Source organism: Streptomyces sp. NPDC031049, from assembly GCF_055571015.1.
The window spans coordinates 217326-230964 of the sequence record NZ_JBVIGC010000013.1 but is presented as its reverse complement, the minus strand read 5'-3'; the positions used below and the strand labels follow the sequence as shown (position 1 = coordinate 230964).

At 69.7% G+C, this 13639-nt stretch carries 13 protein-coding genes; 8 read left to right on the top strand and 5 right to left on the bottom strand.

Features of this window, described 5'->3' with window-relative positions:
* Positions 1–189 precede the first annotated feature (189 nt).
* The 5 genes from ACZ45Q_RS22980 to dnaA all read right to left on the bottom strand — a co-directional run bounded on the left by ACZ45Q_RS22980 (position 190) and on the right by dnaA (position 7134).
* On the bottom strand, positions 190–717 hold the full coding sequence (locus ACZ45Q_RS22980) for a DciA family protein (protein ID WP_468264392.1): 528 nt from the start codon (positions 715–717) through the stop codon (positions 190–192).
* Entirely contained in the window at positions 714–1835 is a 1122-nt protein-coding gene (gene recF / locus ACZ45Q_RS22975) for a DNA replication/repair protein RecF (RefSeq protein ID WP_468264390.1), read from the bottom strand. Before recF ends, ACZ45Q_RS22980 begins: the two co-directional genes overlap by 4 nt.
* A gap of 79 nt (positions 1836–1914) precedes the next feature.
* Positions 1915–2790, bottom strand: coding sequence for a phosphogluconate dehydrogenase (NAD(+)-dependent, decarboxylating) (gene gnd / locus ACZ45Q_RS22970; RefSeq protein WP_468264388.1), 876 nt, complete (start codon positions 2788–2790; stop codon positions 1915–1917).
* A 264-nt stretch (positions 2791–3054) separates the two neighbouring features.
* A complete protein-coding gene (dnaN, locus tag ACZ45Q_RS22965; protein WP_468264386.1) occupies positions 3055–4185 on the bottom strand; it encodes a DNA polymerase III subunit beta in 1131 nt (376 codons plus the stop codon).
* 915 nt (positions 4186–5100) lie between these two features.
* The gene (dnaA, locus tag ACZ45Q_RS22960) at positions 5101–7134 is read right to left on the bottom strand and encodes a chromosomal replication initiator protein DnaA (RefSeq protein WP_468264384.1); all 2034 of its coding nucleotides are present in this window, start codon (positions 7132–7134) and stop codon (positions 5101–5103) included.
* A gap of 370 nt (positions 7135–7504) precedes the next feature.
* Between dnaA and rpmH the strand changes: the two genes are divergently transcribed.
* The 8 genes from rpmH to ACZ45Q_RS22920 all read left to right on the top strand — a co-directional run bounded on the left by rpmH (position 7505) and on the right by ACZ45Q_RS22920 (position 13580).
* Entirely contained in the window at positions 7505–7642 is a 138-nt protein-coding gene (gene rpmH / locus ACZ45Q_RS22955; protein ID WP_003956500.1) for a 50S ribosomal protein L34, read from the top strand.
* Positions 7643–7663: 21 nt separating this feature from the next.
* Positions 7664–8035 carry a ribonuclease P protein component gene (gene rnpA / locus ACZ45Q_RS22950; RefSeq protein ID WP_323375921.1) on the top strand — a complete coding sequence of 124 codons (372 nt, stop codon included), beginning with the start codon at positions 7664–7666 and terminating at the stop codon, positions 8033–8035.
* Positions 8032–8385, top strand: a complete 354-nt coding sequence (gene yidD, locus ACZ45Q_RS22945) for a membrane protein insertion efficiency factor YidD (protein ID WP_468264382.1) — start codon at positions 8032–8034, stop codon at positions 8383–8385. Before rnpA ends, yidD begins: the two co-directional genes overlap by 4 nt.
* A 3-nt stretch (positions 8386–8388) precedes the next feature.
* Positions 8389–9702, top strand: coding sequence for a membrane protein insertase YidC (gene yidC, locus ACZ45Q_RS22940; protein ID WP_468264380.1), 1314 nt, complete (start codon positions 8389–8391; stop codon positions 9700–9702).
* Positions 9703–9717: 15 nt separating this feature from the next.
* The gene (locus tag ACZ45Q_RS22935) at positions 9718–10230 is read left to right on the top strand and encodes a Jag family protein (protein ID WP_468264378.1); all 513 of its coding nucleotides are present in this window, start codon (positions 9718–9720) and stop codon (positions 10228–10230) included.
* A gap of 127 nt (positions 10231–10357) precedes the next feature.
* On the top strand, positions 10358–11077 hold the full coding sequence (gene rsmG / locus ACZ45Q_RS22930; protein ID WP_468264376.1) for a 16S rRNA (guanine(527)-N(7))-methyltransferase RsmG: 720 nt from the start codon (positions 10358–10360) through the stop codon (positions 11075–11077).
* 332 nt (positions 11078–11409) lie between these two features.
* Complete coding sequence (locus ACZ45Q_RS22925) at positions 11410–12483, top strand: ParA family protein (protein WP_468264437.1); 1074 nt, start codon at positions 11410–11412, stop codon at positions 12481–12483.
* Complete coding sequence (locus ACZ45Q_RS22920) at positions 12480–13580, top strand: ParB/RepB/Spo0J family partition protein (RefSeq protein ID WP_468264374.1); 1101 nt, start codon at positions 12480–12482, stop codon at positions 13578–13580. Before ACZ45Q_RS22925 ends, ACZ45Q_RS22920 begins: the two co-directional genes overlap by 4 nt.
* Positions 13581–13639 lie beyond the last annotated feature (59 nt).

Below are 13639 nucleotides of genomic sequence, written 5' to 3'. Positions count from 1 at the left end.
GTGGCGCGTCAACCAGTTCGGGTCTCAGAACCCGACCCTACCCCCCCCCCCCCCCCTCCCCCCCCCCCCCCCCCCCCCCGCTCTTCGTCACCCCCCCCCCCCCCCCCCCCCCCCCCCCCCCCCCCCCCCCCCCCCCGATTCTGTGATGTCTGTCACCCCGCGCGGAAGGGGTGCGCGCAAGGCCCCGGATCACCCGTAGGTGTCGCCGGGACCGGTGCTGCCGGGGGCGCGCAGCGGGCCGTGGCGGCGGGCCGGGCCGCCCGGTCCCTGCACCTTGATCAGGCGCACCGAGCCGTGCCCGAGATCCTCGTTGATCCGCGCCACCAGCGTCGGTGCCAGCAGCCGCAGGTTGGTCGCCCAGGCCGTGGAGTCGCAGCGCACGCTCAGCACCCGCTCGTCCTCGTCGTAGCGCTCCGGCACACAGTGCTTGGCGACGTCCTCGCCGACGATCTCCGGCCAGCGCCCCATCACCCCGCCCACCGCGGCCGGGGTCTCCCAGCCGCGCTCGGTGATCAGCCGGTTGATCGCCGGTCCGAGCGCCATGGGGTCGCGGCCGTCGGCACGCGCGCCGGAGCGCAGCCCGCCGCGCCGCGCCTGCTTCTTCTGCTGGGCCGCGTCCCCACGCGCGCGTGCCGCCTCCTTCGCGGCCCGGAGCGCCACGCGCGCGAGGTCGACACCGGACGGCCCGGGCGTCTTGTCCGAAGGGTTCTGGCTCATACCCGCTCCACCGTCCCCTCGGCCACCCGGAACCGCGCGCCCGCCAGCACGTCCGGCACGTCGTCGTCGACCGCGGCCGTCACCAGGACCTGCTCGCCGGGCGCCACCAGCTCCGCCAGCCGCTCCCGGCGGCGGGCGTCCAGCTCGGCGAAGACGTCGTCGAGGACGAGGACCGGTTCGTTGCCCTCCGCCCTGAGCAGGTCGTACGACGCCAGGCGCAGCGCCAGCGCGAAGGACCAGGACTCGCCGTGGGAGGCGTAGCCCTTGGCGGGCAGTTGCCCGAGCTTGAGCAGCAGGTCGTCGCGGTGCGGGCCGACCAGGGTGACCCCGCGCTCGATCTCCTGCTTGCGGGCGTCGGCGAGCGCCGCCGTCAGCTGCTCGAACAGGTCCTCGCGGGTGTGCGCCTCGCCGGGCGCCGACGGCTTGTACTCCAGGGCGACCGGGCCCCCGCCCGGCGCCAGCTGCTCGTAGGCCTTGTCGGCCAGCGGCTGGATCGCGTTGATCAGGTCCAGACGCTGCGCGAGCAGCTCGGCGCCCGCGCGCGCGAGGTGCTGGTCCCAGACGTCGAGCGTGGACAGGTCCAGCGTGCGGCCGCCGTGCCGGCGGGCGAGCGCGGCCGACTTCAGCAGGGTGTTGCGCTGCTTGAGGACGCGGTCGTAGTCGGAGCGCACCCCGGCCATGCGCGGGGACCGGGCGGTGATCAGCTCGTCCAGGAAGCGGCGCCGCTCGCCCGGGTCGCCCTTGACCAGGGCGAGATCCTCGGGGGCGAAGAGCACCGTGCGGACGATGCCGAGCACGTCGCGCGGTCTGACCTGCGAGGACCGGTTGATGCGGGCGCGGTTGGCCCTGCCCGGGTTCAGCTCCAGCTCGATCAGCTGCTGCCGCTCGCCCTGCCGGACCTGCGCCCGGATCACCGCGCGTTCGGCCCCCATGCGGACCAGGGGCGCGTCGGAGGAGACCCGGTGGCTGCCGAGGGTGGCGAGGTAGCCGACGGCCTCGACCAGGTTGGTCTTGCCCTGGCCGTTGGGGCCGACGAAGGCGGTGACGCCCGGGTCCAGCGGGACCTCGACCCGGGCGTACGAGCGGAAGTCGGCCAGCGACAGATGCGTGACGTGCATGGTCGTTCGCCGACCTCCCCAACCTTCGGGTCCTGCTTGCTTTCCTGTGCCGCGGGCCGTCTCTCCCGGTGCCCGCGGGCTACTTCTTCGTGACCGCGTGGCCGCCGAACTGGTTGCGCAGCGCGGCGATCATCTTCATCTGCGGCGAGTCCTCCTGACGGGAGGAGAAGCGCGCGAACAGCGACGCGGTGATCGCCGGCAGCGGCACCGCGTTGTCGATCGCGGCCTCCACGGTCCAGCGTCCCTCACCGGAGTCCTGTGCATAACCCCGGAGCCCGGCGAGGTGCTCGTCGTCGTCCAGCGCGTTCACCGCGAGGTCCAGGAGCCAGGAGCGGATGACCGTGCCCTCCTGCCAGGAGCGGAAGACCTCCCGGACGTTGTCCACGGAGTCGGCCTTCTCCAGCAGCTCCCAGCCCTCGGCGTAGGCCTGCATCATCGCGTACTCGATGCCGTTGTGGACCATCTTCGCGAAGTGGCCGGCACCGACCTTGCCCGCGTGGACGGACCCGAAGTCGCCCTCGGGCTTCAGCGCGTCGAAGATCGGCTGCACCTTGGCGACGTTCTCGGCGTCGCCGCCGTACATCAGCGCGTACCCGTTCTCCAGGCCCCAGACGCCGCCGGAGACACCGCAGTCGACGAAACCTATGCCCTTGGCGGCCAGCTCCTCGGCGTGCTTCTCGTCGTCGGTCCAGCGGGAGTTCCCGCCGTCCACGACCACATCGCCCGGCTCCAGCAGTTCGGCGAGCGCGTCGATGGTCGACTGGGTGGCGTCACCGGCCGGGACCATCACCCAGACCACGCGCGGGCCGCTGAGCTTGCCCACAAGCTCTTGCAGGCTGTGGACATCGGCGAGTTCCGGGTTGCGGTCGTATCCGACGACGGTGTGGCCCGCGCGGCGGATCCGCTCGCGCATGTTGCCGCCCATCTTGCCGAGGCCGACGAGACCGAGCTCCATCAGTTGCGTTCCTTAGGGTCGCTGTGGCGTGTGAGGCACGTGAGGCACTCCCGTACCGGCGTCCGAGCCTAAACCCGGACGGCCACGCACAGCTGTGGGCATACGCGCTCATCCGTACGTCCCCACCTGCGGTTTCGCCTGTGGACAACCGGCGGCGACGGCGATGACGGGACCGGTGCGGGGCCTGCACGGTGCCTGCGCGGGTCCGAAGCCGTGCCGGCGCGGGGCCGGCGGACGGGTGTACCGGCCGCCGGCCGCGGTCGCTCAGCCGCTGAGGCGCACCGGCATGATCAGGTACTTGTAGGCCTCGTCCGCCTCGGCGTCCACCGCCGGCTTGCCGCTGAGCAGCGCGGGCTTGGTGGACGTGGTGAAGGACAGCTGGGCCACCGGGGAGTCGATCGCGCTCAGACCGTCCAGCAGGAAGGTCGGGTTGAAGGCGATCGAGATGTCGTCGCCCTCCAGCTGGGCGTCGACCCTTTCCACAGCCTGTGCGTCGTCGCTGGAGCCCGCCTCCAGGATCAGCACGCCCTGCTCGAAGCTGAGGCGCACCGGGGTGTTGCGCTCGGCGACCAGGGCCACGCGCTTGACGGCCTCCACGAAGGGGGCGGTCTCGATGGTGGCGACCGAGTTGAACTCCGTCGGGAACAGCGTGCGGTACTTCGGGAGGTCGCCCTCGAGCAGGCGGGTGGTCGTCCGGCGGCCGGCGCCCTCGAAACCGATCAGGCCCTCGCCCGCGCCCGAGCCGGACAGCGCCAGGATCACCTGGTCACCGCTGGTCAGCGCCTTGGCCGTGTCCAGCAGCGTCTTGGCGGGCACCAGGGCGACCGCCGAGGCCTCCGGGTTCTCCGGCTTCCACAGGAACTCGCGGACCGCGAAGCGGTAGCGGTCGGTGGAGGCCAGCGTCACCGTGTCGCCCTCGATCTCGATGCGCACACCGGTGAGGACGGGCAGCGTGTCGTCCCGGCCCGCGGCGATGGCGACCTGCTGCACGGCCGCGGAGAAGACCTCGCCCGGGACCGTGCCCGTGGCATTGGGCATCTGCGGCAGGGCGGGGTACTCCTCCACAGGCAGGGTGTGGAGGGTGAAGCGCGAGGAACCGCACACCACCGTCGCCCGTACACCGTCTGTGGAAATCTCCACCGGCCGGTTGGGCAGGGCGCGGGAGATGTCGGCCAGCAGGCGGCCGGAGACGAGGACCGTGCCCTCCTCCTCGACCTCGGCGTCGACCGACACCCGCGCGGAGACCTCGTAGTCGAAGCTGGACAGGCTCAGCTGCCCGTCCTCGGCCTTCAGCAGCAGGCCGGCGAGGACAGGCGCCGGCGGACGGGCCGGGAGGCTGCGCGCCGCCCAGGCCACTGCCTCCGCGAGTACGTCGCGTTCCACCCGGATCTTCACCGTTGCCGCCTCCTGCTGTTGCCGGCGCTCTTCGCCCTGCTTCGCCTTCGTCGTCTGACTCGGTGTCGCCGGCCCCTGTGAAGGGAAGGACACCGGGGACCAGTCTGACGCACCGCACTGACAGTAGGTGCCCTTCGGGGTCAAGTCGTGACGAGGGGCGGCCGGGCCCGAGAGGGCGAGTTGTGCACAGGTCCCGCTTCGAAACGAATTCCTCGCTCTCTCTAGTCGGGAGTAGTAGTAGGGCCTGTGGATACCGTGGATAACTGCGTTTGCCCAGGTCAGCGCGGAAATTTTGTCCACGGGGGCTGTGGGCCGCGGCCGTGGACAACCAGGGGTCGCTGTGGAGAACGGAAAGTTCTGCACACGCCGTGCACAGGGAAGGGCGACTTCTCCCCAGCCTCGTCCCCAGCTTTGCCCGTCTTTCCCACAGCCCGATCCGGCAGCTTCGTGTGACCGCTTTCACTCGACACGGTGATCAGGCGCGTCGGGTTGCCGAACAGTGGACAGTCATGTGGAGAACCTGGGGATCGCTGGGGACAACCCGCCTCAGCCTGTGGGTTGCCCGTGGACAACTTCGTGCACAGCATGTGGACCATCTCGTCGTCCACAGTCTGTGGAGATCGTTCGTCCACGAATCCACAAGGGGCTGACCTGCCCTGATGGGGCCTCAACAGCCTGCGCTGTGGACAGGATCGGGACAACTTCGCAGTCCCCAAGGTGTGGACGGAAGAAAGTCGCCCAATCTGTGGAGAGTGGCCGTGACCTGGCCCGAAATCGAACAGCGGGTGTCCTACGGTGCCGCGTGGGCCGGTGCCGCGTGGGCTGGAGGCAGGGGTCAGGGGACGACGAAGGGCGCCCGTCCGGATCTCCTCCGGAGGGCGCCCAGGGCGTCGTACGAAGCCGGCTCCGCGTCCGTCAGCCGTTCTTGATGCGGTTGGTGAGCTCGGTGACCTGGTTGTAGATGGAGCGCCGCTCGGCCATCAGATTGCGGATCTTCCGGTCGGCGTGCATCACGGTCGTGTGGTCCCGGCCGCCGAACAGCGCGCCGATCTTCGGCAGGGACAGGTCCGTCAGCTCCCGGCACAGGTACATGGCGATCTGGCGGGCCGTCACGAGCTGGCGGCCGCGCGAGCTGCCGCACAGGTCCTCTACGGTGAGGCCGAAGTAGTCCGCGGTCTCGCTCATGATGGCCGTCGAGGTGATCTCCGGCGTCGAGTCCTCGCCGCCCGGGATGAGGTCCTTGAGGACGATCTCCGTCAGTCCCAGGTCCACCGGCTGACGATTGAGCGACGCGAACGCCGTCACCCGGATCAGCGCGCCCTCCAGCTCGCGGATGTTGCGCGAGATCCGGGAGGCGATGAACTCCAGCACCTCCGGCGGGGCGTTGAGCTGCTCCTGCACCGCCTTCTTGCGCAGGATCGCGATGCGCGTCTCCAGTTCGGGCGGCTGGACGTCGGTGATCAGGCCCCACTCGAAACGGTTGCGCAGCCGGTCCTCCAGCGTGACCAGCTGCTTGGGCGGCCGGTCGCTGGAGAGCACGATCTGCTTGTTGGCGTTGTGGAGCGTGTTGAAGGTGTGGAAGAACTCCTCCTGCGTCGACTCCTTGTCCGCCAGGAACTGGATGTCGTCGACCAGCAGGATGTCCATCTCGCGGTAGCGCTTGCGGAAGCTGTCGCCCTTGCCGTCGCGGATGGAGTTGATGAACTCGTTGGTGAACTCCTCCGAGCTCACGTACCGCACGCGCGTGCCGGGGTAGAGGCTGCGCGCGTAGTGCCCGATGGCGTGCAGCAGGTGGGTCTTGCCCAGTCCGGACTCGCCGTAGATGAACAGCGGGTTGTACGCCTTCGCCGGCGCCTCCGCGACGGCGACCGCCGCCGCGTGTGCGAAGCGGTTGGAGGCGCCGATCACGAACGTGTCGAAGAGGTACTTCGGGTTCAGCCGGGCGGTCGGCTCCCCCGGGCCGGGCGCCGGCGCGGGCTGTGCGGCCAGCGGCCCCGGGGCGCCCGTGGCGGGGCCGGGGCCCACCGGGCCGCCGCGGTGCACATGGCCGGAGCCCGGCTGCGGCTCGGGGAGCTCGCGACGGGCGTCGCGGTGTTCGTAGTCGCCGCGTGACGCCTCGTAGTCGCCGCGCTTCTGGTCGTAGTCCGGGCGGGGCTGGTCGTAGTCGGGGCGCGGCTGCTCGTAGTCGGGGCGCTGGCCCTCGTAGGAGGGGCGCTCCGGCGGCTGCGGCCGGTAGTTCTGCGGGTATCCGTCCGGGGAATACGCGTCCTGGGAGTAGGTCTCCTGGGAGTACGCGTCCGGCGCGGGCGGCGGGGCGTAGGAGTCCTTCGCCGCAGGGCCGTAGGAGTCCGGCCCCGGCGATCCGTACGTCTCCTGGGGCGGCGACGCGTACGGGTCCCGCTCCGGGAAGCCGAGGCGCTGCTGCTGCCAGCCGTAGTCGTCCTGCTGCGCCGGTCGCGGCCAGGAGCCGGGCTCGGGGCGCTGGTACTCCGACGGGTAGGCGGGGCGGGCCGAGGGGAGCTGGTCGCCGCGCGGGCGGCCGTATCCCTCGTAGCCGTCGTAGCTCTCGTAGTCCTCGCGGCCCTGCTGCCCGGCGGAGGGCAGCTCGGGCTCCTCGTAGCGCGGCTGGGGGCGGACGGGAGGCGGCGACGGGGCGGGGGCCGGGGGCTCGCCCGCGGAGTCGTCGACGGTGATCGCGATGCGGATCGGGCGGCCGCACTCCCGGCTGAGCGTCTCGCTCACGACCGGCGCGAGGCGGCCCTCCAGTACGCCTTTCGCAAATTCGTTCGGTACGGCGAGCAGAGCGGTGTCGGCCACCAGCGCCAGCGGCTGGCAGCGCCGGATCCAGTGCTCGTCCTTGGTCTCGACGCCCTGGCCGCGACCCTCCCCGAGGAGCTGTTCCAGTACGCGTGGCCACACTGCGGCAAGATCGGCAGGTACGTCAGCCACAGGGCACGCTCTCTCACGGGGGTCCCTCGAAGGTGTGATCGGGGACCGGTCGAAAACAGATGGGTCGGGACAAGGGAACGAATCGGAGTCCAGTCACGGTAGTCAGGGCGGCCCGTGCGGTTCAAGTTGTTGTCCCCAGCCTGTGGACAAGTGTCTCCCGGCGACCACGGGTTTGACCGGATGGCGCAGCCCCGCGTACCGTAACCAGGTCGAGTTGTCGATGGCTGCTGCCGCCTGCCTCCGATGGGCACAGATCGCGTCAGGTGATCGGGAAAGCGGTGCACACGGGCGTAACGCGAGCTACTCGTGGGCGCACGGTGACAGCCAAGACGGCACCCCGCCACCATCGATTTCTTTCTGGAGCCCCCGAGTGAGCAAGCGCACCTTCCAGCCGAACAACCGTCGTCGCGCGAAGACCCACGGCTTCCGGCTGCGTATGCGCACCCGTGCCGGCCGCGCGATTCTCGCGTCCCGCCGCAGCAAGGGTCGCGCCCGTCTGTCCGCCTGATCCCGATCAGGTCATGACGTCGTGCTGCCCACCGAGAACCGGCTGAGGCGGCGCGAGGACTTCGCGACCGCGGTACGACGGGGTCGCCGGGCAGGCCGCCCGTCCCTCGTCGTCCACCTTCGTAGCGGTGCCACGGACCCGCACGCGCCTGGGGAGAGCGCTCCTCCGACGCGTGCGGGTTTCGTCGTGAGCAAAGCTGTCGGCGGTGCGGTCGTGCGCAACAAGGTGAAGCGCAGGCTTCGCCATCTGATGCGCGACCGGGTCGACCTGTTTCCCCCCGGTAGCCTGGTAGTCGTACGAGCGCTGCCCGGTGCGGGTGACGCCGACCATGCACAGCTGGCCCGAGACCTGGACGCCGCCGTTCAGCGGCTGCTGGGAGGGGGCGCGCGATGAAGTACCCGCTGCTGGCTCTGATCAAGATCTACCAGTGGACGATCAGTCCGCTGCTGGGGCCGGTGTGCAAGTACTACCCGTCGTGCTCTCACTACGGCTACACGGCCATCGACCGGCACGGTGCCGTCAAGGGCACGGTACTCACGGCCTGGCGCATCCTGCGGTGCAACCCGTGGTCGCTGGGCGGAGTGGACCATGTCCCGCCCCGCAGGCGTCCGCGGTGGCACGAAATGCTGCGCGACGCATGGCGGGCACGCAAGGGCGGGCCCTCCGCCGCCGAACCGGCCATCGAAGACCAAGGTGCTTCGAGCCCGGCCGCAGAGACCTCGTCCCATGCCCAAGGAGCATGATTAGTGGACACGATTGCCAGCCTCTTCAGCTTCATCACGACACCTGTCTCCTGGGTCATCGTCCAGTTCCACTCGGTGTACGGCGCCGTCTTCGGCCCTGACACGGGGTGGGCCTGGGGCCTGTCCATCGTGTCCCTGGTGATTCTCATCCGCATCTGCCTGATCCCGCTCTTCGTGAAGCAGATCAAGGCGACGCGGGCGATGCAGACGCTCCAGCCGGAGATGAAGAAGATCCAGGAGCGCTACAAGAACGACCGGCAGCGCCAGTCCGAAGAGATGATGAAGCTCTACAAGGAGACGGGCACCAACCCGCTCTCCTCGTGTCTTCCCATCCTGGCGCAGTCCCCGTTCTTCTTCGCCCTGTACCACGTGCTCAACAGCATCGCGTCGAACGACACCATCGGCGTGATCAACGAGCGGCTGCTGGAGAGCGCGCAGAAGGCGCACATCTTCGGCGCCCCGCTCGCGGCGAAGTTCACCGACAGCGCGTCCAAGGTCGCTTCCCTCGAAGCCTCCATCACCGACGTGCGGGTCGTCACCGCCATCATGATCGTCCTGATGTCGGCGTCGCAGTTCTACACGCAGCGCCAGCTGATGACGAAGAACGTCGACACCACGGTGAAGACGCCGTTCATGCAGCAGCAGAAGATGCTGATGTACGTCTTCCCGATCATGTTCGCCGTCTTCGGCATCAACTTCCCGGTCGGTGTCCTCGTCTACTGGCTGACCACCAACGTGTGGACCATGGGCCAGCAGATGTACATCATCCACAACAACCCGACGCCGGGTTCCAAGGCCCAGGCCGCCTACCTGGAGCGCCTCACCAAGCACGTCGTCTCCCGCGGCAAGACCCGCAGCCGGCGCGAGCGTGCCATCGTCAAGGCGATCGTGGACAAGGGCCGCGACCGCAACGAGTACGAGCGCAAGTTCATCAACGGGCTCAACAAGGCCGGCCTGGCCGCGCAGAGCGACGGCACCGTCCTGAAGAGCGAGACCGCGGTCGCCGCCCAGGCGGACGGCGCCACCACGGCCACCGCCACGGCCCCCAAGCGTCAGCAGCCGAAGCGCCAGTCCAAGGCCCGGCGCCAGTCCACCGCGACCAAGGCCGGCGGGGACAACGAAGCCGGGGAGCCGACCTCGCTCACCAAGTCCGACCAGCCCGAGGGCGGCAAGCCCGCGGGGTCCGGCGGTTCCGGGTCGAGCGGTTCGGCGGCCGGTGCCAAGAAGGGGCAGAAGCCCGGCTCCGCCGCCCGCAGCAAGGCCCAGTCCGGTCAGCGCAAGGGCCCGCAGCGGCCCAAGTCCCCGTCGAAGAAGTAAGAAGGAGTCCATCCCGTGACGGAAGGCACCACCTCCGCCGCTGCCGAGGGTGCAGACACCCTGACCCGCCTGGAGCAGGAGGGCGAGATCGCGGCGGACTACCTGGAGGGTCTGCTCGACATCGCCGACCTCGACGGCGACATCGACATGGACGTCGAGGCCGACCGTGCCTCTGTCTCGATCATCAGCGACACGGGCAGCCGTGATCTGCAGAAGCTGGTCGGCCGGGACGGCGAGGTGCTGGAGGCCCTGCAGGAGCTCACCCGCCTGGCTGTGCACCGGGAGACCGGCGACCGCAGCCGGCTGATGCTCGACATCGCGGGCTACCGCGCCAAGAAGCGCACCGAGCTGTCCGAGCTGGGGGCCAAGGCCGCCGCGGAGGCCAGGAGCAGCGGTGAGCCGGTGCGGCTGAAGCCCATGACGCCGTTCGAGCGCAAGGTCGTGCACGACGCGATCAAGGCGGCGGGCCTGCGCAGTGAGTCCGAGGGCGAGGAGCCGCAGCGCTTCGTCGTCGTGCTTCCCGCCTGACCGGTCCCCCGCGCTCCTCCGGCCCCGTCTGTTGCGCAGGCGGGGCCGAACTTTGTCAGCCTGATAGTTCTGGTGGTTCTGGTGTCGGCGCCGGCGCGCCGATGCGGTACGGAAGGACGGTTCCCCCGTGACGGAGGCAGCGGAGCTTCCCCCTGCGCCCGAGCAGGCCCGCGAAGTGTTCGGCGATCGCTTTGCGGATGCGGTCCGCTACGCGGAGCTGCTGGCCGAGGCGGGTGTGCAGCGCGGCCTGATCGGCCCGCGTGAGGTGCCCCGGCTGTGGGAGCGGCACCTGCTGAACTGCGCGGTGCTCTCGGAGGTGGTACCTGCGGGCGTGACGGTGTGCGACGTCGGCTCGGGTGCCGGACTGCCCGGGATCCCGTTGGCGCTCGTGCGTGACGACCTCAAGATCACCCTGCTGGAACCGCTGCTGCGCCGGACCACCTTCCTGACGGAGGTCGTGGAGCTGCTGGGCCTGGACCACGTCACCGTCGAGCGGGGCCGGGCCGAGGAGGTCATGGGCAAGCTGCCGCCGGTGCATGTGGTGACCGCCCGCGCCGTCGCACCGCTGGACCGCCTGGCCACCTGGGGTATTCCGCTGCTGCGCCCGTACGGCGAGATGCTCGCCCTCAAGGGCGACACCGCGGAGGAGGAACTGAAGAGCGCCGCCACGGCCCTCAGCAAGCTGGGTGCTGTGGAGACGTCCATCCTTCACGTCGGTGAGGGCATCGTGGACCCCAGGTCCACGGTCGTCCGGGTCGAGGTCGGGGAGAGCCCCGGCGGTGTGCGGTTCGCGGCCAAACGGGCGAAGGCGGCCCGGGCGGGGCGGGCGCGGCGCCGTCGCGGATAGGGCTCGGCGGGACTGATCGGAGTGATCTGTCCTGCCGACGAGACGTACTCCACACAAGCCTCCAAACCTACGCATGCCGGAGTGTCGCGACAGTTCGGCCTCGGCGGCTGTGCATCGTGTTTCACGTGAAACGTCGCTCACTGCTGCACGGCATCATCAGTCGCGGCCGCGCTGCGGCCGAACCCCGCGACCGAAAGCCTCTCGGCTCCCTCAGAGAGGAAAACGAGGCTGCTTTCGAGGCCACTCAGCCCCCCGAAACGGGTGCGGAGTTGTCCACAGAGGTGGATTTCTCCACAGAAGACCAGGCCTCACTGGTTCACGACCCCGAAGGCATGGGAGGCTCTGTTCATCGCGAGCCTGAAGTCGAGGAGAGTGAATCCTTGCGGTCCGACGCCAACATCGCGGGACCGATGACCGATCCGGTCCCCGGTCCCCGTACCGAGTCGATGGGGACGGATGTTTCACGTGAAACACCGCCTCCGATGGACGACACTCCGATCGGTCGTGCTGCCCAACTGGCGGTGGAGGCTCTGGGCCGCGCCGGCGAGGGTCTGCCACGGCCCGAGCAGACCCGCATCATCGTGGTCGCCAACCAGAAAGGTGGTGTCGGCAAGACGACGACGACCGTCAACCTTGCCGCGTCACTGGCCCTGCACGGCGCCCGAGTCCTGGTGGTGGACCTCGACCCCCAGGGGAATGCGTCCACTGCACTGGGCATCGACCACCACGCCGAAGTCCCGTCCATCTACGACGTGTTGGTCGAGAGCAAGCCTCTCTCGGAGGTCGTTCAGCCCGTCCCTGACGTCGAGGGTCTCTTCTGTGCCCCCGCCACCATCGATCTCGCCGGTGCGGAGATCGAGCTGGTGTCCCTGGTGGCGCGGGAGAGCCGGCTGCAGCGGGCGATCCAGGCGTACGAGCAGCCGCTGGACTACATCCTCATCGACTGCCCGCCCTCGCTCGGCCTGCTGACGGTGAACGCACTCGTCGCCGGCCAGGAGGTGCTGATCCCGATCCAGTGCGAGTACTACGCGCTGGAGGGGCTGGGTCAGCTCCTGCGGAACGTCGACCTGGTGCGGGGGCACCTCAACCCCGCGCTGCATGTGTCGACCATTCTGCTCACCATGTACGACGGCCGGACGCGGCTTGCGTCCCAGGTCGCTGACGAGGTGCGCAACCACTTCGGCGACGAGGTACTGCGGACGAGCATCCCTCGCTCCGTCCGTATCTCCGAGGCGCCGAGCTATGGGCAGACGGTACTGACCTACGATCCAGGATCGAGCGGTGCCCTCTCCTATCTTGAGGCGGCACGAGAAATCGCACTGAAGGGTGTCGGCGTCAGCTACGACGGCACGCGCGCCCATATCGGCGCCCAGAACGATCCGAGCATGGTGGAGGGGATCCAGTGAGCGAGCGACGGAGGGGGTTGGGCCGTGGGCTCGGCGCGTTGATTCCCCCTGCCCCGACGGAGAAGACGGTGGCCTCGGCCGCGCTGGGAAGCGTCGGATCGACGTCCCCCACCGCCGTGCCCGGCCTGTCGACCGACCGTGGCGTGGCCGCCGCGAAGGTGGCGACACTGCCCTCGGTTTCACGTGAAACAGAGGAGCCGGCGGAGCAGGCTCTCGCAGAGGCGCCCGCGCCTCCGATGGGCGCCCACTTCGCCGAGATTCCGCTGGACGCCATCACGCCCAACCCGAGGCAGCCACGCGAGGTCTTCGATGATGACGCCCTCGCGGAGCTGGTCACCTCGATCAAGGAAGTCGGTCTTCTCCAGCCGATCGTCGTCCGGCAGACGGGCCCCGAGCGCTACGAGCTCATCATGGGCGAGCGCCGCTGGCGTGCCTGCCGCGAGGCGGGACTGGAGGCGATCCCGGCCATCGTGCGGGCGACGGAGGACGAGAAGCTCCTCCTGGACGCCCTCCTGGAGAACCTGCACCGGGCCCAGCTCAACCCGATCGAAGAGGCGGCGGCCTACGACCAGCTGCTGAGGGACTTCAACTGCACGCATGACCAGCTGGCTGACCGCATCGGCCGGTCCCGTCCGCAGGTCTCCAACACCTTGCGTCTGCTGAAGCTCTCCTCGGCGGTCCAGAAGAGGGTCGCGGCCGGAGTGCTCTCCGCAGGGCACGCCCGGGCACTGCTCTCCGTCGAGGACACGGAAGAGCAGGACCGGCTGGCGCATCGGATCGTGGCCGAGGGCCTCTCGGTACGGTCCGTGGAAGAGATCGTGACCCTGATGGGGTCGCGGCCGCAGAAGGCGCCGCGGGCCAAGGGACCCCGGGCCGGTGCTCGGGTCACCCCGGCCCTGTCCGAACTGGCGACACGTCTCTCGGACCGCTTCGAGACCCGGGTGAAGGTCGACCTGGGCCAGAAGAAGGGCAAGATCACCGTCGAGTTCGCCTCTGTGGAGGATCTTGAGCGAATCCTCGGCACCCTCGCTCCCGGCGAGGGCCCGGTGCTCCAGAAGAGCCTTCTGGAAGGGGAAGCCGAAGAGGCGGACTCCTGAGCCGACGGCAGACGCGGCACCGATGGGTGCCCCGTCCGCCGGGTAGGTGGCAGAGCGGG

Bases quoted from the DNA above. Each gene is read 5' to 3' on its own strand.
- ACZ45Q_RS22980 (WP_468264392.1), bottom strand. From the start codon at position 717: ATGAGCCAGAACCCTTCGGACAAGACGCCCGGGCCGTCCGGTGTCGAC.
- recF (WP_468264390.1), bottom strand. From the start codon at position 1,835: ATGCACGTCACGCATCTGTCGCTGGCCGACTTCCGCTCGTACGCCCGG.
- gnd (WP_468264388.1), bottom strand. From the start codon at position 2,790: ATGGAGCTCGGTCTCGTCGGCCTCGGCAAGATGGGCGGCAACATGCGC.
- yidD (WP_468264382.1), top strand. From the start codon at position 8,032: ATGAAGTACCCGCTGCTGGCTCTGATCAAGATCTACCAGTGGACGATC.
- ACZ45Q_RS22925 (WP_468264437.1), top strand. From the start codon at position 11,410: ATGGGAGGCTCTGTTCATCGCGAGCCTGAAGTCGAGGAGAGTGAATCC.